Origin of the sequence: Cohnella phaseoli (assembly GCF_003386235.1) — a bacterium.
Lineage (GTDB): Bacteria > Bacillota > Bacilli > Paenibacillales > Paenibacillaceae > Cohnella > Cohnella phaseoli.
Window position 1 is genome coordinate 135,924 of record NZ_QRDZ01000013.1, and the last position, 26,514, is coordinate 162,437.

Here is a 26,514-nt window from a genome sequence, read left to right on the forward strand (position 1 = left end):
TGTTTATTCAATTGTCCATTCGATGACATCTCAAACGCTTGGAGTACGCGATGAGTTTCGCAGAGGCTATGTGAGCGAATAAATATTCAAGATTTTAGAATTCTAAGCGAGGGAGGTGTCCATAAATGATAGATGGCATGAATATGGATCGTTCGATGATGGTTATGATGTGCACCATGATGTTCATCGGTACGATCTTCGTTATTCTGATTGTTGGAGCAACCATTTACATTATTGTTCGATTGCTGATGATGAAGAGCCGCGTTGTGGATCACCCTTTGATGATGCTGAAAGAACGTCAGAGGTGAAATTAAGGATGATGATTATTTTCGAATGCGAAAAGTTATCAGTGACGTGAAGTGAACAGAAAAACTATTTCCTTTCATTAGTTCAAACTTCGCACTTACGCAGTTACGTTGCCCATGCAGCAGGCTCCCTGAGGGTTACTTCCTTCACAACCACATCGATTCCCCTATATCTTAAGTAATTTTGCATTCACTGCCACTACGATTGTGCTTAACGACATCAGAACTGCACCTAATGCAGGATTTAACAAGATGCCCATCCCATATAACACTCCAGCAGCTAACGGAATGGCCATAATATTATATCCGGTTGCCCACCATAAATTTTGAACCATCTTGGCATAGGTTTTACGTGATAATGCAAGAATGGAAACGACATCTTCCGGATCGCTTCGTACGAGCACGACATCCGCAGTCTCGATCGCGACATCCGTTCCGGCACCGACGGCGATTCCAAGATCGGCTTTAGCCAAAGCCGGTGCATCGTTTACGCCATCCCCCGTCATCGCTACTCGATAACCTTTATTTTGAATTTCGGCGATTTTATTTGCTTTCTCGTGCGGAAGCACTTCGGCATAAATTTCATTTAGCCCCAGCTTGTTTCCGACTAGCTTGGCTACCTGATGATTATCTCCGGTCAGCATCATGGATTCGACCCCAAGTGCCCTCAATTTCTCTATCGCCACTTTACCGCTTTCTCTAACCTGGTCAGCCAGAGCCAACATTCCAGCATATCGCCCGTCTATGACGGCAAAAACAACTGTCTTCCCTTGTGCGGTAAGCTGCTGATACGCTTCATGCGGATGGCCGATATCGTTATCTTTCATATATCCGGGGCTCACCACTTGAATATTTTTGCCACCAACCTTTCCCTGAAGCCCTTTTCCCGTAAGTGCTTGAAACGATTCCGGTTGCTCGAGATTGAGTCCGCGCTTTTTTACTTCATCCATGATCCCCTTGGAAATGGGGTGTTCGGATTGGGATTCCAACGCGCCTACATGTGAAAGTAGGGATGCTTCATCATATTGACTTTTCTCAGGTAGAATATCGGTGATGCCAAATTTCCCTTTCGTTAACGTTCCCGTTTTATCAAATACAACCGCGTTTAATTGACGTGCTTCTTCAAATGCGGTACGGTTGCGAATCAATAGGCCCTTTTCGGCAGCAATGGAAGTAGATGTGGAGACCACCAGCGGCACAGCAAGACCTAAGGCGTGCGGGCATGCGATAATCATTACGGTAACCATTCGTTGCATGGCGAAATCGAAGCTATAACCTAAAATCAACCATGTCGCTAGTGTGATTAACCCTGTTGCCAGGGCAACATAGAACAGCCATTTCGCTGCCTTATCGGAAAGGGTTTGGGCTTTGGATTTAGATTCTTGGGCTTCTTTGACCAGTTGGATGACTTGGGATAAGTATCCGGTTTCTCCGGCGTTCTGGACGGTCACGCGGAGTGCGCCTTCTCCATTCATCGCGCCGCCGATCACGCGATCCCCGGGTTGTTTGATTACGGGAACCGATTCCCCAGTCAACATAGCCTCGTCCACCGAGGATTGACCGGACTGGATGATGCCATCGACCGGAATCCGCTCGCCTGGCTTAATCAAGATCATTTGTTCCGGTTTCAAAGCACTCACCGCAACGTCCTTCGTATCGCCGCTTTCGGTGATCAGATGAGCCTCTGAGGGGATTAATTGGACCAACTTCTCCAGCGCATTTGAGGCGCCCATAATCGATCTCATTTCCAGCCAATGGCCAAGAAGCATAATATCGATGAGCGTCGCCAGCTCCCAGAAAAAATCGACTTCCGTGATGCCGAGCACCATCAGGGAACTATAGCCGTAAGCAACAACGATTGCAAGTGCAATCAGGGTCATCATGCCCGGCAATTTTTGTTTGATTTCACGGTAAGCACCCGTAAGAAACGGAACTCCCCCGTAAAAAAAGATGAAGGAGGAGAGCAGGAACAGGATCACGTAATCGTAAGGGAACCGCCAGTTCACGCCCATAAACATCTGGATCATCGGTGAAAGTAAGAGTATAGGAACGGTGATGGCTACGCAAATGAAAAAGCGGTTTCGGAAATCTTCCACATGATGACCGGCATGTTTGTCTACACCATGGGAGTCATGCCCTTCATGGGCGCTCGCTGTATGGTGATCGTGGTGGCTCATTGGTTCAGAAGAGGAATGAACGAATCGGTTTCGCTGGTTCTGATGTTCCTGATGATCATGTTTAATCACGAATCATCTCTCCTTCGGCTCTTTTTAGGAAGCTTTCTCATTCAAGAGAAATTTATGCACCACCCCCACAAAGCGCAATCTGATAAAAAATTCGTTAGGGTAAGTCCTTATCGTTCGTCCACGATTTATAATTCCCAATACGTGATCGTATCGCTAATGCCAAGAACGATGAGAAGAAGACCCGAAAGCTTGTAAATCATATTTCCCCATTTTTTCGCATGCTTAAACAGAGATCGGTCTAATCCAAAACCAATCACAATCGCGAAAAAGAGCAAAAGCGGGAAAGCCGTGCCAATCGCAAACACCGATGGCAAGATCATCCCATAGGAGGACTGAATTGCAACGGGCATCAACCAGCCGAAAAACAGTAAGACCATCGTGGGGCAGAACCCAAGCGAGAACGCTACGCCCATAAGAAAAGCTCCGCCCTTGTTCCCTGCCCGATCAGATAACTTCCGAACGAAAGCGGCGAGCTTGAATCCAAATGAAAGACGCTGAATTTTAAAGAGTCCAAGGAAAAATAGACCCATTAGGATAAATAACGGGCCGATTACTTTTCGTGCATAAACAAAAATAGGTATGGCCTCAACGGAAACATTCTGACCAATAAGCCAAAACAACAAACCAAAAGTCGTATAGACTGCGATTTTACCCAACAGGTAGAGCGAAAATTCGATGCTAGCAAGTTTTTCATTCATATATTTATTTCCGAAATACGTAATGCTCCCCAAGTTCGCGGTGAGCTGGCAGGGGGCGACAGAGCCCGCGAAACCGAAAAAGAGCGCAGCCAGTAAAGCCATTTTGGAATTGATCGCAATATCGGCAAATGGAGAGCTTAGCCATCGGCTAATTTCACTAAAAAATGAATACAAGGTCTCCCTCCCCTTTCGCTCCCCCTTGATCTTACAACCCGACTCCTACATTCGATTGCCGTTGCTTTCTGGCCATCACGAGGATTTGAAGTCGGGACATGAAGCGGTACACCACTTCGGCTAACAAGATTCCGCCGACCACATCCAGTAACACGTGTTGTTTAACAAACATCGTGGAAACAATAATGAAGATCGACATGCCATAAATGAGCATCTGATTAATTTTCGTCTTAAAGGAACTCTTAAACAACGTTTTCATCATTAAATAGCTCGAAAATACATGAATACTCGGAAAGCAATTAAACGGCCGATCGCGCTGATACATATAGCGAACAAGCTGGGATACGATATCGTTATCCTGAATTTCAGGGCGTGGAACGGTCGTTTGAAAAACGGAATATATACCATAGCTTATTAAGGCACTTACCACGTAAGTTGTGAGGGTTAAATAATAAACCTGGCGATCCTTTTTATAATAGAATAACAAGCAAATATAAATATAAAAGATCCAGAACGCATAAGGAATGATGAACCATTTGATAAAGGGGACCATTTGATCAATCGGCGTAACCAAGGAATATACTTTTTCGCCCGGTTGATTTACAGCAGCATAGATGGCACCCAAAAACGGAAAAACCAACATCAAGCCCAAGGGAGAATGTTTTTTTAACAAAAAGGGCAACTTCATTTCAATTTGCCTTGGCTAGCCAGAGGCGCCCAAGTACCGCCTTGATCGCGGCTTATCCAAAGATTCAGTTGTTCCGTAGCCACTACCCATTCCTTTGAATCGATCGGATTTTGTGCCATGTAGGTGATGATTTCCTCCGGACGTTTGTTGGAAAGGAGGATATCCGTCCACCCTTCTTCAGATTGCATCATCAACTTACCGTCTAAAGTACTTACAAGGAGTTCTCCGTTTGGTGCATAGTTTATTGCGGCTATACGAGGATCAAAGGTTATATTCTCGAACGTATTCCCGAAATCCTTGGACTGAAATAAGCCCTGGTCCGTGGCTACACTTACGGTGCCAGCATGGTCTGGATGCGCAGCGAACGCAACGGGTTGACCTGTTACGCCCTTAAAGTCACTCTGCTTCCATGTTTCTGCCTCATCAGTCGAAGAAAAGAAACCGGGCGTCGGCATAAGGGTGTTAGGACTGCTGTTAAAGACATACAACGTATGCGAACGATATCCTGCGGTTAAGCCATGGAAATCGACTTCTCCACTGAGCGCAAGCGTTTCAATGGTTTTTCCATCGTCCGTACTTTTAATTAAACCTAACGGATTGGGTAAATCCGAACCCCTAGCCGGATGTCCACTACTATAAAATCCGTCATTGGTGCTGGAAAATCCCATATAATCATGTTTCTTACCCGGAGCATTCGACCATTTGCCATCACGATAAACAACGATTCCTTCATGGGCTGGAATCCAAACTTCTTTTCCATCCTTGGAGAAGGCTAGTCCGTGCATATGTTCGATCGAATCGGGCGCAGACGATGATGTACAAGCAGAAAGAACGGTAGACAATACGACAATGGCTCCCCATGTGGTCATCCTTTTTCTACGTAGCTTCGAATTATTCATGTGCGGCATAACTCCTCCATTTTCTTGATTCTTCCTTACTTTATCATGACATTGTGTTGGAATTGTGTAGCCTTGGCCGGCTTAACTCGTTTTTCGCTTTTCTTTTATGGCCCATGCAACCATTCCTATAAACAGATTCATTAAAAACCAAAGAACTGTAATGAGAATGCGCCAAACGTTGGTTTCATTCTTGATTTCCAATTCAGGATCTGGAGTTGGTTTCGGCTCTGCAACTTCAATCGGAGATAGTCTGGAGATGATCCGCGATGGATTCACCCCTTCCTTGACGCTTAAATTGCCAACTTCGTCTAGGGTGACTTGCAGTACCTCATCTTTGCGAACCGTGACAATGATTGGATCCTTTGTTACGAATGCGGTAATTATTTCGCCTGCAGAATAAGTTTTGGTTTCATTAGCCGCCATAATCTGCTTGCGTTCATAATTCCCAAATCCATAATCCAACAATTGGGTTATATCCGAATAGGATTCGTTACTCGTTGCCGATTTCATGACGACGCCGATCAATTCCATTCCATTACGCATCGCCGAGCCGACTAAGGTGAATCTGGACTCGTCGGTAAACCCGTTCTTAATCCCCGTTGCTCCGTCGTAAGTCCATAATAATTTGTTATGATTCACGAGATTCGACTTCCACTCTTCCCCATTCCAGGGCTTTGTTTTAGTTGAGACGATGCGGCGAAAATCGGGATTCTTCATGGCATATTGTGCGATTAAGGCCATATCCTTTGCGGTCGTATAATGCTCGGAATCAAATAGTCCATGAGGATTTCGGAATTGCGTGTTTTTAAGGCCGATTTTTTCCGTAACCAATTGGTTCATTCGCTGGGCAAAAACTTCTTTCGACCCATCGATATGTTCGGCGATCGCCGTAGCGGCATCATTCCCGGAGTTCATCAAAAGTCCTTCGATCAGTTTCATCATGGGGACTTGCTCGCCTTCGGCAAGAAAGACTCTCGTCCCGTCTTCGTACCGGGCTTCTTTGGACACGGTCACGATTTCATCGGGACTGGACGCTTCCAATGCCACGATACCGGTTACGATTTTCGTGATGCTTGCTGGATAATAAGTTTGATTTTCATTTTTGGCGAATAAAATGGTTCCCGTTAACCCATCGATCAGGATCGCGGATTTGGCGTGAATATCGAGCTCTTGGGGATCCTGCCGATTTTCCGCAGCCTGCATATTGGTGGGGTGTCCAACCAAACCGGAAAGGAACACAATGACTAGCAGTACACGGAATACATGCTGCAACACAAAAATCATGATTATTGTTTTCCTCCGAAGTTGACGTTGTTTCAAAGACCACTTCTATAGTATCATAATTACTACACAACGTAGTACATAAAAGGACTGATCCATCACATGTTGAGATTTCTCATCCTCTTTAATGCTTTGCTAATTGGTCTAATCGTGGTGTTTGTGTTCATAATCTATAACGCTGAAAAGAAAGAATCCATCCCAAAAGTTAACCAACCGATTCAAGTGGGTGTACCCAAGTCCGCACCATTAGCGGAAGTCAAGACGAAAAAGGTAGAGAAAGAGATCAAGACCGATGAGCCAAAGAAGGCCGTCCATCAAACGGAAGTATTATTAAGCGCCCCTTTAGTCAAACAACTTCCGGAACTGAGAAACGGTTGTGAGATTACTTCGCTTGCCATGCTACTCAGATTCTATGGAGAAAAAGTCGATAAAATGGATCTGGTACCTGAACTTCGGAGAGACCCCACCCCCATTACCTATGGCAAGAATCGAAAAATTCTAAGCTGGGGAGATCCCAATCAAGGTTTTGTAGGCGATATTACCGGAAAAACGATCGGCTACGGTGTTTATCACGGGCCGTTGTTTAAGCTTTTAGAAAAATACATCGATTCCGCAGTCGATTTGACCGGCAGCTCTTTGGAGTCGCTTGAAATCCAATTGTCGAAAGGCGTCCCGGTAATCGTCTGGACAACCGTGAATTACGTTGCGCCCGAGCAGGCGTGGATCACTTGGGATTCGCAGAACGGTTCCATTCAAGCGACCTTCAAAGAGCATAGCGTTCTTCTAACCGGTTATGACCAAGACCATGTTTACCTGAATGACCCGTTAAGCGGAAAAAAACAAGTGAAAATCGAAAAAAGCACGTTTCTCTCCGGTTGGAATGCATTGGGGAATCAAGCCATTTCTTATGATCCCATCCCCTAATGGATCATCCCTTCGGTCACTTCTTTGCTTGTTTGGACTTTATTTTTGCGGTAAGTCATGACGAGCATGATTAGGATACTTGTCACAATGATTACCGCACTGGTCCATTGCCCTGCCGTCCATTCGAAAGCATAACGAGGCGAATCTCCGCGAAGGTATTCAAGGCTGAAACGACCCACAGCGTATAAAATATGATAAGTCAGAAAGAGAAATCCGTGTGGCAGCGTTTTGTTTTTCAACCCGATCAAGATCGCGAACACGATAAAATCCCATTGCCCTTCCCATACCTCCGCCGGCCAGAGTGGCTGCGCACCATATCGATCAAAGGCTTGAGTGCCTTCCGGATAAACCAGACCAAACGAAGAGCCTGTCGGTGAACCGTAAGCATCTCCATTTAAAAAACATGCGATTCGTCCTACCCCTTGTCCGAAGATGATGGCAGGTGCAACGGTATCCGCAAATTCCCAAAAAGAAAACTTATGAATCTTCGCATAGACAATACCCACGACAAATCCGCCAACCAATGCACCTTGTATGGCAAGCCCCCCTTCCCATATGGCGAAGATTTGGACGGGGTTTTTCGCATAATAGCCCCATTGAAAAAAGAAAACATGCCATATTCGCGCACCGATAATCGCACCCAAAACGACAAATACAAGAATATTCGGGATGTGTTTTTGATAAGGCGTATTTCTCGCCAGAAAATAAGCTAGGGATGCAGCTAATAAAATGGCTAACGCAACGATAACCCCGTATGATCGAATGGTAAAATCTCCAATGTTAATCAGCTCTACTCTCATGGACTTGCCCTCCCTTTAGGTTTACGATGAAATAGATCCATAACCCGACGCCAAGTAAGATAATGGAATACCATTGCGAAGCCGTTAGTCCGTACCATGACGCAAGCTTCGGCATAACTAACGAAATTGCAAGCGTTGAGATTCCAATTCCAATGATTCCGGTGTACGCGACCTTACCGATCCCATACGGTTTCATGTAGGCTCGTCCAATCAAAATCCCCAATAGGAGGGCTTGATAGACATTGATCGGGTGGTAACGGTAAGCGGAGTCGGATAACGATATTCCCCATGGCATCATTGTCTGCGTGCCATACCGCCAGTGCGTGATCGAATAGATGAAGATCGCACACATGGATCCAAACAGGAGTGCATCCAACACCTTACGCCAAGGCAACTTCTTCTTTTGGATCGTCAATGCACCATAAATCACGGCACCGAGTATCCCGATGCTTAATCCGTTCGGTGTTCCCGGTGTGACAAGGATAACGAAGGGATTGATCAACAAATCAGGCTGCGTAATGATTGGACTTAGCTTCCATAGAACAAAGGCAAGAAGGATAGCATTTCCAAAAACGTCCAAGTACGGCAAATCACTCGGTGCTTTCTTCTTCAAATAAAGCTTCGTAGCAGTCATTCCCAATGCGATCGTGATTATCAAATACACCCAATCTGAGCGGATCTGAAAGGAACCAAGCTGGAACACTTCCATATCAGGTTGCTCCTCTCGGGGCATTGATGGCTTGCAGAATCTGCTTTTCTAACGAATCGCTCGCAACCAGACCTGTGGTAATACTTTGGATCGTCCCTCTGCCATCGACAAAAAAAGTCGTGGGGATGGATTTGACCCGATATTGCGCCGTAACTGCTCCATTCTCGTCCATCAGGATCGGGAAAGGCAGCTTGAATTCTTCGACGAACGCTTTGGCGCCCGCAATGGAATCATCAGCGGTCATATTGATCGCATAAAATGCAATCTGTCCTTTATATTGTTCGTAGAGACGGACCAGTTCCGGGGCTTCCTTGCGACAGGGGCCGCACCAAGAGGCCCAGAAATTAATTAGCGCAGGTTTTCCTTTAAGATCGGCTAAAGAATATGTTTCTCCGCTTAGTCCCTGTAGCTCAAAGTGGGGGGATTGAAAACCGACTTTGGCGGTTTGCTCCTTATTGAACCCATCCGGTTGCATAAACGCGAATACGATCAGAATGCCTGCAACGATCATCACGATAATCGAATTTCGCAAGGTGCTCCCTCCTTTTTAGAAACCTATGAAACCTCCGTATAACCCGATTAATTTTCGTGAAATCAAGCTGAGTTGATCCGTATACAAGAGAACACCCGTGACTACTGTTATCGCTCCGCCGATTTTCATCAACCGCCCCCCATGCTTCGTAAGCCATTTTATTTTGACGACGGCAAAAGCCATGAGAATAAACGGTATAGCGAATCCGATCGTATAAATCGTGGTGTACCAAAGTGCTTTACTAGGCTCCGTGACGCCTAAAGCGAGAACCGCTGCAAGAATCGGTCCAACGCAAGGCGTCCAGCCCGCTGCATATGTCATGCCTACAAAGAACGATCCGACATGTGACCCGGCTTTCTGCTGAACAATCCATCTTTTTTCTTTGAGGAGCAAACTGGGTTTAAATATCCCCAACATCATCAGACAGGAAATCACAATCAATATCGCGCCTAATTGGCGAATCAACTCTTGCCGTTCCGCAAAAATGCGGCCGATAAAACTTGCGGAAAATCCTAAAGAATAAAAGATGACGGAAAACCCGACGATGAAAAATAAGGCATGCGGGATGACGGTTTGTCTTATGCTCTTCTTACCTTCTTGCAATTCTTTTGCAGAAATGCCGGTTAAATAAGACAAGTAGGATGGATAAAGCGGCAAACAGCACGGCGAAAGAAAAGACAAGATACCTACTCCAAAAACAAACCAAAACGTTAGATCAGCTGCGTTTTCCATTCACCCCCCAATTACTACTACATAAAGTAGTTTGAAAAGCGATAAAAGAAGCGGCTTATGAACAGCCGCTTACCAGAATTCCTGCTAGTAAGGTGAGCATCAAAATCGAGTTCACCACGGGAATAGACTTCAGCACAGGTACCTTAATCTTTTGTTTGGGATGGATGAGTTGTTGAAGCCGATAATTGATGGCGACGTCGGCAAACCCTACGCTCCCTAATGGCACTACCCGAACCTGCTGCGAACATTTCAATAATACGCAAGCCAGATCATGGGGATTATTGAGCTTGCGGATTACATAACGGTCGGCGAGCAGTTCCATCCATACCTGTATATAATGTGCCAACTTTTGAAGAATGGGCAGGAAAGGCAGGCTCGTCTTCATCATTTGAAGAATTAAAGATCGCAAGGGATCGAGGTTCCGACAATGATAGTTCTCGTGCCATACGATGGCTGCAATCTCACGATCTGAAAAATCGTCCAATACTTTTGAAGAGAGCACGATCCGCGGCTGAATGAAACCGTAGGTGACCGCAACGATGCCTTCATGATCAATGACCGTTATTTTCGATCCGATTTCTTCAAATTGATGTCTCATTTGAGCTGTACGCTCGTGATTATATCGAGTTTTTATCTGATTTCGCCAGTGTTTTGCTAATGTAAACTGTTGGATGACGCTCGATATCAAACTCGATGCGCTATAGGCGATCAGGATGTTTAACCCGATGCGTACAACCTGATGAATTAGGGTTTCCTCCTGCAAGGCAGACAAACAATACTGCAATACGCCCCACTCCGGATTGAACTCCGTCGTTTCATGCACCAAAAATAACGCCAACTGCGTCCAGGCAAAGCCACTAATGAGTAAATAAAACCCAAAGGCGAGATGGTTTCTCATCCTCATGAGGGATCACGCTTCCATTCGTTTAACCGCTCTTCTAGCAATTTCAACAATTCGGGGTCGGCTTTCTGAACGGCATCAAATAAATGATTGACGACTAATTCGCCATATTCTTGGACCAGATCTTCTGTAACGGCCTTCGTCTGTTCTTGAAGGAATTCTTCCTTGCTCTGGACGGACTGAAAAACGCTTAATCGATTCCTTCCGGCTCCCGTTGTTTTTTTCTTGAGATGACCTTTTTCATGAAGGCGGTTCATGACTGTCATTACTGCAGTATAGGAAAGCTCTTCGTCTAAAAATTCCTGTACTTGCCGAATCGTGGATTCTTTATGATTCCATACGATCTGCATAATCTGCGCTTCAAGCGGGCCAAAAAAACGATTTAATCCTTCTTCGTTCATTCTCATCCGAGGTACTTTCAAACGATGCACGCTCCTTTCCGCCCCATTTTATCATAAGTTCGGCAACATGTCCTAAATGTGCCTTTGTTCAGCTAAAGATACTGAAACGGGGTCGGTCTTTTCTTTATAATTCCCCCAGAGAAAAATGCCAACGAGAACGATTAAAAAAATCAGCAAAATCAGTTTGATGCCAAGCGCTCTTTCTTTTCTCATGGATGTCTCCTTGAAAGTTATGTACTACGAATTGTAGTTCCTAAGAAGTCGTCCGTCAACATCCAAGATGTGATATTCCTGTGTCATTCTCCCCTCCCCCTTCCTCCTCACAACTTCTACATAATTGTAAGGTAAGATGGACTTGTGCAAATGATTCTTGAAAGGAAGGATAAATGATGAGCATAAACTGGAAACTCAAAGCAGCTGGATTCGTAGGGGCGATTTCCTTGACTTTAGCGGGTTGTTCAAGCGCGATAGGTGGAATGGATCATTCGAAAATGAATATGGGGAACGAGCAAAAAAAGCCGTCCCAAACATCAGATACTAAAACGGGGATTGCTCAAACCGCGGAGTGGAAGGTGTTAACCGGTAAAGAATTTAATTTAACGGCAGTCGCAAGCAATCAAGAGATTGCTCCCGGGACGACCTTGCCGGTCTGGACTTTTAATAACTCTGTGCCCGGTCCGGAACTTCGCGTCAAGCAAGGGGAAACGGTAAAGATCAATTTGAGAAATGAACTTCCGGATCCGGTAACCATTCATTGGCATGGCGTACCGGTCCCAAATGACATGGACGGAATTCCTGGCGTCACGCAGAATGCAGTCCAACCAGGCGAATCCTTCACGTATCAATTCAAAGCCACAGTACCTGGGACATACTGGTATCATTCGCATCAAGACGGCGTAAATCAATTGGATCGCGGGCTTTATGGTTCCTTCATCGTTGAAGGGGTTGCAGAGCAGAAAGTGGATCGTGACTACACGCTCGTGCTGGATGAATGGATGAGCAGCGGAATGGATATGTCTCAAGGAACATCTTCAAACAATGACATGGATATGTCCGACATGGATCATAGCGGGATGGACATGGGAGATTCCAACATGAACATGGGCGGAATGGAAATGGACATGGCTCACGATATGAGTATGTATGACTTGTATACGATTAATGGGAAATCCGGAGACCTGGTGAAACCATTGGTCGTTAAAGAAGTCGAAAAAGTTCGTGTTCGCCTCGTGAACGCCGGATATCTTTCGCATCAAATCCATCTGCATGGTCATGAATTCAAAATAACGGCCACAGATGGCCAGCCCATCAATAATCCGGGGGTTTTGAAAGATAATGTTGTGACGCTAGCGCCGGGTGAACGTTATGACCTCGAATTTGAGGCGAACAACCCTGGAAAATGGTTGATCGAAGACCATGGCGAAAATAATGCCGTTAAAGGGATGAAGGCGTGGATCGCCTACGAAGGAGCGAACGAACAGACTGATACAGCCAACGAGAAAGAAAAGCTTAGTTCTGTGGATTTAGCAAGCTATGGTCAACTCGGCAAAGCAAGCTTTTCCTTGGATCAATCCTATACAATGGAATATACGATGAATTTGAACACGGAGTCCCAAAATGGCGAAACTGTCTACACGATCAACGGCAAAACCTTTCCGGAAACCGAACCGCTTCCAGTAAAAAAAGGAGATACCGTTAAAGTTCGTCTCGTTAACCAATCTAAATCCGATGACCATCCGATGCATCTGCACGGGCATTTCTTCCAGGTATTAAGCAAGAACGGCAAGCCGCTTGAAGGTTCGCCGATCATCAAAGACACAATTAACGTGAAGCCCGGCGAGGAGTACGTCATTGCGTTCATTGCGGACAATGAAGGAAACTGGATGTTCCACTGTCATGATTTGCATCATGCTTCGGCGGGAATGGTAACCCAAGTGAAATACACCGATTACAATACAGACTTTGTTGCGAATCCGAATGCCGGCAATAAACCGGAATAATTAAACGAAAATCTCTCCCTGATGCTGCTTCTGATCGGGGAGAGATTTTTTGAATAACGGATTAAGAATCTATTCGCTCCACGTGAAGTATGGCCTTTCGAGGAATTTTCATTATGATGGTCATCCCTTTGGCTTCATTATGTTTAGGTGCCCAAATGCGCCCCCCATGCGCCTCTACAATGGATTTAGCGATGGCTAACCCTAACCCCTTTCCCCCTGTCTTCCGACTTCGTGATTTATCTACACGATAAAATCGTTCGAATATAAAGGGGAGGTCTTTTTCCGGGATGCCAATCCCCGTATCCTGGATACTTAGGATAACCCCCTGTTGATCTTCTTCAGTATCGATAAAAACTTTTCCGCCCGTGGGTGTAAACTTCAGCGCGTTTGACAACAAATTATTGATCACTTGCGTCATCCGGTTTTCGTCCCAATAGACGTGAATCCTCGAAATTTTACGCAATCGCAAATCTACATTCTTTGCCGTAAATGCTGCTTCATTTAGACGAATGATTTTACTTAATTGTTCAGCTAATTCAAATTCGGACATTTCCAAAGTGAAATCCGGAGAAGCAATCTCGTTTAGTTGCTCTAAATCATTAACCAGGTAGATCAGCCGGTTAATTTCGTCGTGGCAGGAATCAATTCTTTCTTTGGTTGGTTCCCATACTCCATCGCTGATCGCGATCATTGTACTTTTCAAGGTCGTTAATGGGGTGCGAAGCTCGTGCGCAATGTTTTCAGTCATGGAAAGCCTAAGTTCCTGCTGTTTCTGGAGTTGCTCGGCAAGAGTATTCAATGCGTTTCCGAGATCCGCCATTTCATCATGGGTGGTGTTCGATGGGGATCTTACACTTAATTCTCCCTCTGACATCATTAAAGCGGCTTGTTTCATTCGAACAAGCGGTTTGGAGATACGTCGGGCTAAATAAATACTCATTAGTGCGGCTATGATCAATGACAAAATGACGGTGAGCACGATAGATTGTATAATGGCTTGTTCTAGGTGGGCATTCAACATGCTGTCGCTTGGTTTCATCAATGACGCTTCTTTCCCATACAACTGAAAATGGTAATGTGTGGCATTGACGATGACAATACTGGCGATGATTAAAATCAGGCTCGACCAAGCCATTAATAATAAACTTAATCGGAACGATAATCTTCGGGTCATTTGATTTGTCCCCCCGTAAAGCGATAGCCCTTTCCGTATACGGTTTGAATGTATATTGGGTGTTTAGGATCCCTTTCTATTTTTTGACGAATATTTTTGACATGCTGGTCAATGGTACGTGCGTCACCTTCAAAATCCAGGCTATGTACTTTCTCGATCAGCTGTTCACGGTCAAAAATACGATTGGGGTGCTTCGCTAGAACGAACAGTAATTTGATTTCGACAGGAGTGAGATTGATAAGTTCGCCATTCAAAAGCACTTCTTGTTTTAACGAGTCAATACTCAATTCCCCGTTCGCGCTTTCAATTCGATCGGCAAGAAGTCCATCATTTTGAGCACGACGCAATACGGTACGTATTCGAACAATTAATTCCCGCGGATCGAATGGTTTAATGATATAATCATCTGCGCCGAGCTCTAAACCTGTAATTTGTTGGGACTTGGAGGATTTAGCTGTCAGCATAATGATCGGAACGGAATGAGTAGCCCGTAATCGTTTGCATAAATCTTCACCTGGAATGTCCGGAAGCATCAAATCTAACAAGATCAAATCGACAGGATACTGTTGCATGCAGTTATAGCCATTCTCACCCGTCTCAGCGCCAATCACTCGATAGCCGGCATGCTCTAGGTAGGAAGTAATGACTTCGCGAATTTTCGTTTCGTCTTCAATAACCAATATGGTTTTCATGATACCCTCAATCCTGTAAGTTTTATGAAAATAGAACTTACCGTCGCAATTGTAAGTTCTATTTTCATCGATCAAGATTATGCAGTCACTGTCATATTCCTGCATGCCTCAGCACAGGAAAAGCAGGCTTGCGCGCATTTTTGACAATGATCAACATTATGCTTTTTGCACTCATTTCCGCAAGCTTCACAAACTTTAGCGCAAAGTTCGCAAATCTCCTGAACGAATGGACTGTTTCTCGACATGGCTTCTGCTGCTAATGAACACAGGGTTGCGCATTCTTGATCCAGACGAATGCACTCCCTCATCATGGCGACATCATTTTCATTTAAGCATGCATTGTAGCAATGGTAACATTCTTGCATGCATCTCAGGCATTCATCAATACAGTGTTTAAATTGTTCATGTGACACAGAGTATCCCTCCTGGCTGTATAGTTACTACGTGGATAGTTATCCCCACTCACCTCCGTTTTTTATTCATCAGTTGGGGTGTAACCCGAAATTACTTTTTATTTGTATAGAGGCGATAAATGCCATACACTACGCCTAAAAAAAGGAGATAAACCATTGAACTGAAGGCAATCTCTTTATAATTTGTTTCATTGAAGAATTGGTCGCCAATAAGGGTTACCAAGAGAATAAACGGGATTTTTCCAAGAATAGTGGCATAGATATACGGCTTCCATGGCATCTTTGTGATGGCAGCAAAAGCATTTATCGCTTGAGCGGGTACAATGGGGAGCAAACGAGCGAATAAGATCGACATAAATGCTTTTCTCTCAGCAAGTTTGGTTAGGAAAGAAACACCTTTCAAATGGGCGATTTTGTACCTCCCTTCTTCGGTAAAAGTACCTCTTACTAATCCAAAAAGAATGATTGCAGCTGCAACCGAGACGACGATGTTTATTCCCGCACCTAAAAACGACCCATATTTAGCTCCAAGTATCGCCGCGACAATCCCGTAGGGTATGACGGGTATAATCGCTACGAGCAAAGCAATGAGAGCGGTCAGCACATTCAAATACCAGGTGTTTTCCATTTCAATCCAACGAATCAAAGGCTCTCTAAACGAAAAAAGTGCAATCGCCGATCCCGCATATATCCCGAAGAACATGGTCTTCTTTCTCATTTGCTTGTCTTACCTCATCTTTCTGACCGTAAATCTTGATCTTCTCATCATATGGAACAGGGCATTTACTCAGTGAATAGCATACCACAGCGGTGATTATTGAATTGAAGGAGAGGCTTGCTCATGCAAGGGCAGATTTCGATGCCAACAGGCATGATTGGAATGCTCCAAGATTGTGCCGCATTGTGCTGCAAAACATGGGATTTGCTTTTGAATCGCTCGGATGTGCCGATCAGAAGGTACCAGATCAAATTATTGTCCGATTGTGCTTCTGTATGCGATCTTTGCGCTAAGCTAGTAGCGGAAAACAGTGTACTTATGAATTCGATCTGTGAATACTGCGCATTTGTTTGTGAGTATTGTGGAAACGAGTGCCTAAGGCACCATGATCAAGATTCTCAAATGTGTGGCAAGACTTGTTTGAACTGTGCCAGCGAATGTCGTGCATTTGCAATGCAAAATTGAAGTAGAAAGGCAAGAATCCCCTTGGAACAGGACGATTCTTGCCTTAAATTGCATTTAAATTATAATTACTCGCCTAATACCTGAGAATCGTCTTCGCTTGCGTGATCATCTTTAATCATTTCTGCATAGTTTTCACCCGATACAACTCTTCGTGCAGTTACATATCTTTTCGCATAGTAGGTTTCCGACAATTCACTAATTCTTACCCCTTTACTACTGGACGAATGAGCGAACTTTCCGTCTCCGACGTAGATTCCGGCATGTGAGACCCCTTTGCCATTGGTATTGAAGAAAACGAGATCGCCTGGACGGAGGTCATTTTTTTCGACTTTTGTCCCGATTTTAGACTGTGCACTGGATGTTCGAGGCAGTTTCGTCTCATATTGATTGAATATGTACAAGATAAATCCCGAACAGTCAAAACCGCTTGTTGTCGTACCTCCCCATTCATAAGGAGTCCCCACGACTTCGTCAACGGCTTTCCTTAAGTCAATCTGCGATGCGAAGACACTTCCTCCACTGAATACGAAAAACAGAACAAAACTGAACAACGTTAAACCAACCTTCTTCAAAGTTGCTGCTCCCTTCGCCGCCTACGAGGTTAGCTGAGGATTCGGTTGAAGGCTCCCTATAACTCTTGTTTCCAAGGTTAATTCATCCAAAACGGTTCCCCCGTTTCTCCAATCGAGAATTCGGCAAAAATATAGTTTTAATAATACACATTGTAGTATTTCGGCTAAACATGCCAAAACCCTCCATGGAATAGATTAGAATTCATTCATTTTCCGGAATTAACGACTCGAAGCGGCAAATTAAAAGGACATTGTGCCTGTTTCGCACCCAATGCCCTTTAGAACTTACCTAGGTTTTACTTGCTTTGATCAACACAGCTGATTAATCGTTTTTCAATATCATCAGCTATTTCCATAAGTTTTTCATTACCGAGAAGATCAATCAACGCAGTAGGCTTGGGCATTCCAATTGATGTGTTTCCATTTTCTTTGTAAATGACGATTTAACAGGGAAGAATATAACCAACGAGTGGTGATTCAGTTACTACACGCTTTGCTTCTTCTGGGTTACATACCTCAAGAATGTGATAATCTCTTTCGAAATCCACGCCCTTCTCATCAAGTTTCTTCTTCAGATCCAATTTCCAAAGCACTCCGAATTTTTCGTTTTAGAGGTTACTCGTGAGATCGGTTATGACCTGCTTTGGGGATTTTGATGAATAGACCGTGTAATGGAACATATTCAATGTGTACCTCCTTAAATCAACTTGGTTGAATAGGATTATCTCCAGCTTTTATCAGCATTACTCCTGAATCGTGGGGCGAGTTCTGATAGCAAGCACGATACTCGAAGGAATGCCTAATAAGCGTTGAAATTTGGCACATTTTTCGTCTCTCGTTAATGATGATGAGTTTGTGTAATTCAAAAACATTTCAGGTGAATTTGTGCATTTTTAGACGGCAACAAGAACCCCGCATAAAACAGGTATATTCTCACATAACAGGCTTTATCAGTTATTAATGTTGGTGTATAGATTTTATTGGCAATAAAACCTTTTTTTCGTTTGGATAAAAAGTACATATAAAAATCGAATTGGGCTTGATCAAAATTTTGATTGCCTCCGCATGGGTCATATCACATTTTCTTTTTTTTCTGCCTTGAAAGTCCTTCTCATCCTAAGCTACAATCTCAAGAGCAATACACAACTTCTTGCACGAAACCAGGTGCGCTAAAAGCTTCAGTGCAACCGGGTCTAACCGTGGATACTAACGCTTATGGTGCGAAGCCTCTTTGAAAATACGCAGTGATCTGAAACATGATGAGAGTTGATTTTTGAGATCATCTGAGGAGTGCCCCGACTAGGTACTTGACTTGGAAAACAGGCCCGTTCTTAAGAGCGGATCTTCGCTGTATGTTTATTCTTGCGACTGGTGAGCGCTTTAGAAATCATACGATCACGTTTTAGGATTTAACTGTTAAGGAATATCGATAAAGGTATCTACTCCTCTGGCCAAGCGCCACGGGCGACCCCATTCGACGTCGCTCCACTCTAAAATCGCGAACTGTTTCTGGCGCAGCCATCGGCTTCGCCTCCCAAACATCTTCAAATTGAAACCACCAAGCCAGTCAATGATTGTTCGCGACAAACAATGTAGGTTCTTGTCCATAGTCGAGAAACGATGTAAGTTCTTGTCCCGGCCAACGGCTACAGCGTCGAAGAGAAAATCAATGTCCCCCTTTTCCATCCGGACCACGTCTCTGGTGAGTTTAACTCGCGTTTTCCAGTGTAGTACTTCCTCAACTCCTTCAGTTCTCGTTCTGCACGAACGGTTCGTAATGCGACAATCGATGCAAGTTCTTGTCTTCGATCGGGAATGGATGTAAGTTCTTTTCCTTCGCTAAACCCGCGAAACGGTTATTCCGCCAGCCAGCGCAAAGTAAACCCTGCCCCCCTTCTTTTCCACGACTGTAACGAATCGCTTTTACCACTAGCCTTGCGAATATAGAGTACCCGCAACTGCTAAGCGCCGCGGGCGATCCCATTCGACGTCGCTCCACTCTGAATTCGCGAACTGTTTCTGGCGCAGCCATCGGCTTTGCCTCCCCAATCATCTTTAAATTGAAACCGCCAGGCCAGTCAATGATTGTTCGCGACAAACAATGTAAGTTCTTGTCCATAGTCGAGAAACGATGTAAGTTCTTGTCCTTCGCTTTGGACAAGAACTTACATTGCTAAAACAAAAAAGCCGCGATATACGCCGCTTTTAATCGATGTATGTTCTTATCCTCTGACAAATGTCACAAATTTACCCTCAAAGGTGACACAACAATCCCTCAAACTAAAGAGTCCCGCACGTGGTCGGTCGAACTCCGGGTTCTCCTGCAGCCGCGTTGGCATGCCGACCTTCAATTTCGACGGGAAAGTCCTGAACGCGGCGAGCTGAGTCAGCCCGCGGATCGGCTACCGACTGGCCGAATACCTGGTTGCCCTACAAACTGCGCCGGAACCCTTGCATGTAGTCGCAGTTCAAGCAAATCCGAATCTGAGGGCAGTATTTTGTCAATCTCCGAATTTGTGGATAGCTTTGTGACAGTATCAATTGACTCAAATATACCCCCAATGATTCGCGAAACCCTATGCGTCCGCTAAATTATTGGGGGTGCATTTGTGTCATTCTACATCTAGGGTTTAATATTGCGTGTCAATCTAAAGTGTGAGATATTATTTCTCTGAAATCGACCGCTTCAGTTGTTACTTAATGAAACGAATCTTATTTTGTTTTTTGACTACTTAATAAATTTCTTTGCAACGCATTTTTTTATTACATGAAACATTTCGTAATGCAGCATCCTTTTCGCTCGTAGACTTTTGGAATGAGGTTAGATTCCGTTCTTCCCTTAGACTAAGTATTACCCAGGAGACCTCCTGCCATTCTCCCCCTAACAAAAAAAATGAAAAACCCGCAAACGCGGGTTTGAATCCGTTCATGTTCTTGTAGCTCATCCATTATTGGAAATGGATTTCTTTTCCTCGACTAGCTGTGATATGCGATGTGAAACATACCAGGTCGCTCGAGCCACGAGCTCGGATACATTTTTATCGTCTGTACTCACTCCGACCAGACCTTCGAGCTCAGCAAATCCATGAGTCATCAAGTCCTGAACCATGTCGTCTTCTGGATAGGAAATGAAAGAGCCAGTGATTTGGGACTGTAATTTCACCGCCCCAGAGTAAAAAGTGAGTATCGCCATCCTCAATTCATTTACGTAGGCAGACGTAACATGGGTATGTTGCTCCGCAAGTTGACTAGTGCTACGGGAGAGCTGAGCCAATAGAGCATCGGTCCCATCGCCATGCGAGAAACCTGAACCAGTTCCTCTACAAAGTCATCTGGTTCCATAGCATGTTTGACTTCAACATTCGCGGGAAAGGTATCAGGAAACGTCATGAGTAAGGGATCTAACATACCGCTAAGAGATGGCTCCGCTACGAACAATATTTGGTAAGGCCCTTCATACTGGTTTGATATAACGACCCAACGGTTCAATCGTCCTAGAATGACAAGCCTAGCCGCAATTAGTTTGACTGCCGGCACATAATGAACTTCAACAGCATTGAAATCAGTGAAGGATGAAGAAAATGCGTCTACAATATCGACGAAGCGTGGAAATGCGTGAACAGCATAGGAACTCCATTCCCCAGTTCCATATCGACTAAAGTTAAGTATGTCCTGGGAGATGTGTTTCGTGAAATTTGGATCATAAAGGGCCATACACTTCAAAATCGTGTGTAGTGTAGACCGGACTTGGAGTTGAGGATCGATGGAATCTTTTAGTTCCACCGAACCTGCAGGTTCAGAGCTAAACTCAGCCTTACGTACCCAATTACGTAGCAACTCGTGCTCATCATCTCTTAGACTACGCCCCATATTGGATTCGATATCAGGCAATTGTTCTTTCATGAACCTTCGTAAAGTCGGCTTATCAGGAGCACTTGCTTGGAAGTAGAGTTTTCCATCCTCAACTCGAAGGTTAATCAAAGGAGGAGACTCTGGCTTTCCCCCCAGACGGATAACAATCTCCTTCTTCGTTTTAATTGTAGGTGCCTCTTTGTGCCGCTCGCCTTTAAGGGCCCGTACATTCATTATGTACTTCGTATAGGGAAAGAATGCTTTGTCTACTTCGCTGGCGAATGAAGCATTACATGTGTCGCAGATCAAGGAACCCGTCTTGTGCTTGCCGGTCCAGCTTGAATTAAAAATATGCTCTTTATGTTTAGCCGGTAGACGTCCGCCACAATAAAAACAAACTTCCCAACTGCGGTATGGTGGAATAACATGATCGATCATATTGAGCTCCTTCTATTTGTATGTCGTCCCCTTCCTTCTGTACCCCTCTTAACGATCGTAATCAATCAATTCATCATCAACAAGTGCATGGGTTAAAGCCATCTCTTCAGAATCTCCTTATCCATACTTCCGACCATTATTCATATATAAAATACTTACAGTATTTAATATTTGAGCACGAATAGTAATTAGAGCGTTTTCTACCATTCACCGTTTGCCCAATTTTTAGTGTAACGATCCCTTTCTTGCAAACAGGGCAGTATTTATATTCTGTATCGTTTTTATGCGTAGCTAGCTTATATCTAGCCTCTATTTCCCTCAAAAACAACGATTTATTTTTAGTGTCAGCGACTAAGTAAATATGCTTTTTGGCTCGCGTCAAAGCGACATAAAATAATCGACGTTCTTCCCCGTACTCAAAATTCTCCTCGTTGTCATGCAATAATTGCATGACAGGGTCATCCTCGATCTGGCTAGGGAAGCCTAATTTTAAATTCGTATTATTTAAAACAAACACAAATTCTGATTCAAGCCCTTTACTTTTATGAATCGTCATAAACTCAATATTTAAATCTGACCTAAGTGATAATGTGACGGTATATCTGTCAACATTGTTGCTTTTATTCTTAACAGGAGTAAACTTCAATTCATCCGTAACAAATGACTGATAATCCCTTAAATATCGCCCTAAAAATAAAACTTTCGCACCAACAGGTAATTTTGTTAAGGCACTAATAAGTTGTTGTTGAAGTTCCTCTTTAGTGTCTCCTGGAAGAATCGTGCAGGCCGGGGTATTATCATCTGGATCTTTAGGCTTCAGCTTTTTGGGCAATTGAGAAGGATTTTTCGTGATAAAATCTTCCCCGATTCTTATAATGTTTTTATTAAACCTGTAGGTTGTTTCAATATATGATTTCTCTGTATAACCAACATACTTCTCCAATTTCGAAAATAACTGAATGGCACTCCCTGTAAATCGATATATGGACTGCCAATCATCCCCCACGCAAAACAATTTAGCATTAGTTTGGTCTTTTAGTGAATTAATAAGTGAAAAACGTGCAAATGAGATATCTTGGTATTCATCCACGATAATATATCGATATGGACTTCTATACTCGCCTTTTTTAACTTTTTTTGTGGCTTTATTGATCATGTCATTAAAATCAATTTCATTTTCGGCCTTTAACATAGATTCATATTTAAGAAAAATTGGTTCAACTATCTGAATGAAATACAGATTTCTTGCCCTGTGAAAAGTATTAAAATGTTTCTCGTTCTTCTTCCTGATCTCGTCAAAGGAAATATCATTTGCTTTAGCATAGTTTAAAAATGTCCCAATCAGATTTTTGAATCCCACAAAATTACAGATGTGATTTGACTTAATCTTTTCAAACAGTTCATGATCTGACATCGGAAAAAATTGTACTCCTAAGTTTTCTAAACTCTTTTGCAGATTAACGAAAAGTACTCCTTCTTTTTTCTCATAGGAATACGTTTCAATCATTGTTGTTCCACGTTCTTTATGGGTTTCGCGCTTCCACATTATTCCTTTATTATATTTTTCTGTTGCGGTCTCTCCTTTACTTCCGGAAAAGAATTTAGGTACATTTCCATTTCGATCGATGCCAAAATGCTCAATATATATATCATGGTCCGGCAGATAAAAATCTGGACGATAAGGTCCATAGTCAATATTTTGGGTAGGATATTTATATTTTTCCTCGTATATATAGCTGATGTTATTCCTATAAAGGAAGTTAGCAATCTCCATCTCCTCGAAGCTTTTCACACTTTCATTTTTAAATGTCTTAATATTTTTATCACGAAGATAATCATAGTAGTCGGCTAAGGTTTCAAATTCCGAATCTTCTTTTTGCTCCTTAAAATACTCTAGAAAATAAACGTTAACCAACTTCATAAATTTTGGTTCCAAGCTAAAGTCATCTATTACATTGTTAATTACTTTTTCCAATTCAATATTTGTTTTTGCAATCGCCTTGCCTTTAGCTTTTGAAATGATATCTTTTCCCAAACTGTGGAATGTTCTGACTTCAATCTTTTCATTTGTTTCTTTATATAATCTTTCCTTCATTTCTTCTGCAGTCGCTGTTGTAAAAGAAAGTACCAATATTTCATCAGCACTGATCCGATAACGAGATAAGACGTATTTCACTTTTCCAATAATGGTTTTTGTTTTGCCGCTTCCTGCACCGGCAATAACGAGACTATTGATCTCATCTTTTACAATGCAAGTTCTCTGTTGAATATCTAAAGAGCTTCCTTCTATATTATTAAAAAAATTTTCATATTCCACCAACTCATTTGCGATAAATGTTTCGTTGTTTGATTCACAAATATTATCAAAATTTTCAATATTAAATGTGAGAAGCCTGAGATACAATAATTCTTTTTCTGTATGTTTATATTTCTTTGGTAACTTCTCCAAAAGCTCTCTTTGTAGTGTAACAGTCTCCTCTTTCCATCGTGTCTTTATATCGTGATTTATGTACATCGGATTAATTTTCAAACTATTAATTCGTTCGGAAATATACTCAGCTTTTTCTAATAGAACCCGGTATTCTTCAATAATTCTTAGCTTTTGTCGACGCTTTTCATTAAACCATTCGAGTACAGTAGCAATGAAACTATTTATCACATTCTTCATCCTGTTCTTATCCATCCTTGCTTCGCTTCTATGTCAACATGCATTATCACCTATCTACACCTTCCTTGCCAGCGGAGACGGCCGATCAACTGCAGCTCCGCACTCCTGATTCCTCCGGACACGATCGGTCGAGTCCGTTCCTCGCGCTGCCGAAGGCGAAGTTCTGCTAGCTGCAGTTCCGCACTCCAAAGTTCATCCTAACGCCGATCGGATGGCCGCGTTATTAGAGGTTGCTGAACGACAAATCGATTCGATGCTAACGCAACGCCCCTGTTACATTGTAAACTCGGGAAAAACAAAGTCTTTCCGCTGTTCTTCAATGTGGCACTGGATGTACTTTCTTCTCCCTCCTGGTTCGGTTGCTGATTAAGAGTTAATTCGCCCCAAATTTGCCATCATACGAATGCCTCCCCGCCCCTTGGTATAATAAAACAAACATACCCCGCGTTCATAATAGAAGTCAATATTTGGATAGAATTTTTCTATTACTTCTTCTCTACTACTACAAAAGAATAGAAGTCCGTTCTGCAACTTCGGCAGACGGACCATCTTTAACGGCCTCTAGTTGAAAATCCTCCGCTTACGATGGATCATCCCTAGCTCATTGATATTAAAAACTGATCAGCTGTCATATGCTTTTGGCAACTTCGGCTACAACCGGAATGAAGTCGCGGCAAAGTCCCTACCATCATACCAAGGGACTAGGGTCTCCTCACCGAGGGAGAATCTTCTTTAACCAGCGAACCATTATACGCGTTCCTAGACCCTTTCCGAGTATGGATCGTCACAACGCGACTGTATATTGCTACAAGTAACTGGCCCAGTCTACGTTTTGCCCCCTCCTCTATCTTATCTGCTACAGTGATTCTAAAAAATCACTCTAATATGATTCCCCCCATCCCGTCACATTGATATACGTCAACAACTCGATATGTGTCTTGCATTCCGAGAAGTTCAGGATACTCAAGTGTAAACTCTAGGATCTCAGATTGATCGAATGTAATCTTCATGTTTGTGCGAACTTCCCCATCATAGTTAACGCCTTTGAGTGTTCAATACTTTGCTTCATTCGGGTCCACTTTCAAATAAGATAATAAAGCATAGTAATCCTCCTAATATATAATTCCCAAAAAAAAAAGCACTCCAATGAAAGCCAAAAAGGCAATCAAAGGAGTGCTTCTCCTGTTGGTGTATTAAATTAGATTTATTTTATAATCAAAGTCCAACGAAGTCAAACCTTTTGTAAAAGAGCACCTCACCTTAAGTAAATATGTTAAAGATAAATCTCTTCAAGAACCGGTAACCGCATTAGACCAGATTTATAGTATCCCCGGTGCTTTATGGTACAACTAATTCTTGGTTCAACATACACGAAGTCTTTATTCTCTTTTATTATTGAGTTCTGAAGTTTTGGCCAAACCATTTTACGAGCTTTGACTGTAACTCCAAGTTCAATCGTTCCAAGTGGACGAATAATTCCCCGTTCTACCTTGCCAATTAGCCACCGGTAATCCCGCTTTGAAAATCCCGTAATGAGGATGTCATGAGTAATGCTGTAATTAATGACTTTTTGCCAATTCCAACTGCGTTTTCCTTTAGTTCCTGGCTCACAAGGACTTCTGCTACTTAAGTATCTACTATCGGCCCGTTTTAAGACAATTCCTTCTAGTCCAAATGACTTCACGATTTCAAATAATTGGATGGCGCTCCCTTCAAAAGATCGTGCTTTTGAGTAATACTCTGTATCCCTTAACTCTTTCTCCAATAGTTCTAACCGTCGATCAAGTGGTAAGTGCATTACATTATCACCGCGGTAAAATAAAATATCGAATGCACAAACATGGATTTTATTCTTGTCTTTCAGAGAATTAAATCTAGCAAGACATGCTTCGAAATCAGGGTGCCCTCTTTCATCTGTAGAAATTAGCTCAGAATCGATTATTGTACCTTTACTTATCGGTGGATTATGAAGTTCCGGAAAACGGTTGGTTACATCTTGATTTTTACTGTACAATTTTATTTTATTTCCGTTAGATACAAAGTAGCCGGATTCCATCCAATTTGAGTTGTGTCCTAAAATTCTTGTCTTCAAATGGCACATTGTCTTTTGCATATTGCATTAACATTGGAGGATAAAACATAGTAATCACCATAAATAAGAGTAACATTTACGTGAGAATCAGTATTTTGGAGGGTGCTGGGTATGATAACAATTTATGATAATTAGAAATA

Annotated in this window: 24 protein-coding genes, 1 pseudogene and 1 riboswitch; of the genes and pseudogenes, 4 read left to right on the forward strand and 21 right to left on the reverse strand. The window is 43.1% G+C overall.

Annotated features, from left to right (window positions below; genetic code table 11):
• The first annotated feature begins 125 nt into the window (after window positions 1–125).
• Window positions 126–308, forward strand: coding sequence for a hypothetical protein (locus DFP98_RS17405; RefSeq protein ID WP_116061878.1), 183 nt, complete (start codon window positions 126–128; stop codon window positions 306–308).
• A 164-nt stretch (window positions 309–472) separates the two neighbouring features.
• Here DFP98_RS17405 and DFP98_RS17410 read toward each other — a convergent pair whose 3' ends face one another.
• The 5 genes from DFP98_RS17410 to DFP98_RS17430 all read right to left on the reverse strand — a co-directional run bounded on the left by DFP98_RS17410 (window position 473) and on the right by DFP98_RS17430 (window position 6,294).
• The gene (locus DFP98_RS17410; protein ID WP_116061967.1) at window positions 473–2,482 is read right to left on the reverse strand and encodes a copper-translocating P-type ATPase; all 2,010 of its coding nucleotides are present in this window, start codon (window positions 2,480–2,482) and stop codon (window positions 473–475) included.
• Window positions 2,483–2,676: 194 nt separating this feature from the next.
• Window positions 2,677–3,423, reverse strand: coding sequence for an urease accessory protein UreH domain-containing protein (locus DFP98_RS17415; RefSeq protein ID WP_116061879.1), 747 nt, complete (start codon window positions 3,421–3,423; stop codon window positions 2,677–2,679).
• A 31-nt stretch (window positions 3,424–3,454) separates the two neighbouring features.
• Window positions 3,455–4,096, reverse strand: a complete 642-nt coding sequence (locus DFP98_RS17420; RefSeq protein ID WP_181917749.1) for a phosphatase PAP2 family protein — start codon at window positions 4,094–4,096, stop codon at window positions 3,455–3,457.
• Window positions 4,097–4,107: 11 nt separating this feature from the next.
• Window positions 4,108–5,010, reverse strand: coding sequence for a F510_1955 family glycosylhydrolase (locus DFP98_RS17425; protein WP_116061881.1), 903 nt, complete (start codon window positions 5,008–5,010; stop codon window positions 4,108–4,110).
• Window positions 5,011–5,091: 81 nt separating this feature from the next.
• On the reverse strand, window positions 5,092–6,294 hold the full coding sequence (locus tag DFP98_RS17430; RefSeq protein ID WP_246016578.1) for a D-alanyl-D-alanine carboxypeptidase family protein: 1,203 nt from the start codon (window positions 6,292–6,294) through the stop codon (window positions 5,092–5,094).
• Window positions 6,295–6,393: 99 nt separating this feature from the next.
• On the opposite strand from DFP98_RS17430, the gene DFP98_RS17435 reads away from it, so the two are divergent.
• A complete protein-coding gene (locus tag DFP98_RS17435) occupies window positions 6,394–7,215 on the forward strand; it encodes a C39 family peptidase (protein WP_116061882.1) in 822 nt (273 codons plus the stop codon).
• Here the strand turns inward: DFP98_RS17435 and lgt are convergent.
• From lgt to DFP98_RS39140, 7 genes are all read right to left on the reverse strand, one after another.
• Window positions 7,212–8,015 (reverse strand): prolipoprotein diacylglyceryl transferase, encoded by an 804-nt coding sequence (gene lgt, locus DFP98_RS17440; protein ID WP_116061883.1) that lies wholly within the window; start codon window positions 8,013–8,015, stop codon window positions 7,212–7,214. The two genes, DFP98_RS17435 and lgt, sit on opposite strands and share 4 nt — an antisense overlap.
• A complete protein-coding gene (locus DFP98_RS17445) occupies window positions 7,996–8,724 on the reverse strand; it encodes a prolipoprotein diacylglyceryl transferase family protein (RefSeq protein WP_116061884.1) in 729 nt (242 codons plus the stop codon). Before DFP98_RS17445 ends, lgt begins: the two co-directional genes overlap by 20 nt.
• Before the next feature lies 1 nt (window position 8,725).
• Window positions 8,726–9,235 (reverse strand): TlpA family protein disulfide reductase, encoded by a 510-nt coding sequence (locus tag DFP98_RS17450; protein ID WP_246016581.1) that lies wholly within the window; start codon window positions 9,233–9,235, stop codon window positions 8,726–8,728.
• A gap of 36 nt (window positions 9,236–9,271) precedes the next feature.
• A complete protein-coding gene (locus tag DFP98_RS17455) occupies window positions 9,272–9,988 on the reverse strand; it encodes a cytochrome c biogenesis CcdA family protein (protein WP_116061886.1) in 717 nt (238 codons plus the stop codon).
• Window positions 9,989–10,043: 55 nt separating this feature from the next.
• Window positions 10,044–10,892 carry a M56 family metallopeptidase gene (locus DFP98_RS17460; protein WP_116061887.1) on the reverse strand — a complete coding sequence of 283 codons (849 nt, stop codon included), beginning with the start codon at window positions 10,890–10,892 and terminating at the stop codon, window positions 10,044–10,046.
• Window positions 10,889–11,296 (reverse strand): BlaI/MecI/CopY family transcriptional regulator, encoded by a 408-nt coding sequence (locus DFP98_RS17465; protein ID WP_220377130.1) that lies wholly within the window; start codon window positions 11,294–11,296, stop codon window positions 10,889–10,891. Before DFP98_RS17465 ends, DFP98_RS17460 begins: the two co-directional genes overlap by 4 nt.
• A gap of 66 nt (window positions 11,297–11,362) precedes the next feature.
• Complete coding sequence (locus tag DFP98_RS39140) at window positions 11,363–11,503, reverse strand: hypothetical protein (RefSeq protein WP_181917751.1); 141 nt, start codon at window positions 11,501–11,503, stop codon at window positions 11,363–11,365.
• A 176-nt stretch (window positions 11,504–11,679) separates the two neighbouring features.
• Here DFP98_RS39140 and DFP98_RS17470 point away from each other — a divergent pair, with 176 nt between their 5' ends.
• A complete protein-coding gene (locus DFP98_RS17470; RefSeq protein ID WP_116061889.1) occupies window positions 11,680–13,290 on the forward strand; it encodes a multicopper oxidase family protein in 1,611 nt (536 codons plus the stop codon).
• Window positions 13,291–13,351: 61 nt separating this feature from the next.
• Here the strand turns inward: DFP98_RS17470 and DFP98_RS17475 are convergent, their stop codons facing one another.
• The 4 genes from DFP98_RS17475 to DFP98_RS17490 form a co-directional block, all read right to left on the reverse strand.
• Window positions 13,352–14,464 carry a sensor histidine kinase gene (locus tag DFP98_RS17475; protein WP_116061890.1) on the reverse strand — a complete coding sequence of 371 codons (1,113 nt, stop codon included), beginning with the start codon at window positions 14,462–14,464 and terminating at the stop codon, window positions 13,352–13,354.
• Window positions 14,461–15,156 (reverse strand): response regulator transcription factor, encoded by a 696-nt coding sequence (locus DFP98_RS17480; protein WP_116061969.1) that lies wholly within the window; start codon window positions 15,154–15,156, stop codon window positions 14,461–14,463. The genes DFP98_RS17475 and DFP98_RS17480 overlap by 4 nt, the downstream gene beginning before the upstream one ends.
• A 77-nt stretch (window positions 15,157–15,233) precedes the next feature.
• A complete protein-coding gene (locus DFP98_RS17485) occupies window positions 15,234–15,569 on the reverse strand; it encodes a four-helix bundle copper-binding protein (protein WP_116061891.1) in 336 nt (111 codons plus the stop codon).
• 91 nt (window positions 15,570–15,660) lie between these two features.
• On the reverse strand, window positions 15,661–16,287 hold the full coding sequence (locus DFP98_RS17490; RefSeq protein ID WP_116061892.1) for a TVP38/TMEM64 family protein: 627 nt from the start codon (window positions 16,285–16,287) through the stop codon (window positions 15,661–15,663).
• Between the two features lie 162 nt (window positions 16,288–16,449).
• Here DFP98_RS17490 and DFP98_RS40385 point away from each other — a divergent pair, with 162 nt between their 5' ends.
• The gene (locus DFP98_RS40385) at window positions 16,450–16,752 is read left to right on the forward strand and encodes a four-helix bundle copper-binding protein (protein WP_484014902.1); all 303 of its coding nucleotides are present in this window, start codon (window positions 16,450–16,452) and stop codon (window positions 16,750–16,752) included.
• Window positions 16,753–16,817: 65 nt separating this feature from the next.
• Here DFP98_RS40385 and DFP98_RS17495 read toward each other — a convergent pair whose 3' ends face one another.
• The 5 genes and pseudogenes from DFP98_RS17495 to DFP98_RS17525 all read right to left on the reverse strand — a co-directional run bounded on the left by DFP98_RS17495 (window position 16,818) and on the right by DFP98_RS17525 (window position 26,374).
• Window positions 16,818–17,324 carry a C40 family peptidase gene (locus tag DFP98_RS17495; RefSeq protein ID WP_116061893.1) on the reverse strand — a complete coding sequence of 169 codons (507 nt, stop codon included), beginning with the start codon at window positions 17,322–17,324 and terminating at the stop codon, window positions 16,818–16,820.
• A 3-nt stretch (window positions 17,325–17,327) separates the two neighbouring features.
• A riboswitch (cyclic di-AMP (ydaO/yuaA leader) is annotated at window positions 17,328–17,460 on the reverse strand.
• 160 nt (window positions 17,461–17,620) lie between these two features.
• Window positions 17,621–17,917, reverse strand: a pseudogene (locus tag DFP98_RS17500) (DUF302 domain-containing protein).
• A gap of 2,611 nt (window positions 17,918–20,528) precedes the next feature.
• A complete protein-coding gene (locus tag DFP98_RS17515) occupies window positions 20,529–21,614 on the reverse strand; it encodes an HNH endonuclease (RefSeq protein ID WP_116061896.1) in 1,086 nt (361 codons plus the stop codon).
• Between the two features lie 136 nt (window positions 21,615–21,750).
• On the reverse strand, window positions 21,751–24,282 hold the full coding sequence (locus DFP98_RS17520) for a UvrD-helicase domain-containing protein (RefSeq protein ID WP_181917752.1): 2,532 nt from the start codon (window positions 24,280–24,282) through the stop codon (window positions 21,751–21,753).
• A gap of 1,273 nt (window positions 24,283–25,555) precedes the next feature.
• The gene (locus DFP98_RS17525; RefSeq protein ID WP_220377127.1) at window positions 25,556–26,374 is read right to left on the reverse strand and encodes an ATP-dependent DNA ligase; all 819 of its coding nucleotides are present in this window, start codon (window positions 26,372–26,374) and stop codon (window positions 25,556–25,558) included.
• Window positions 26,375–26,514 lie beyond the last annotated feature (140 nt).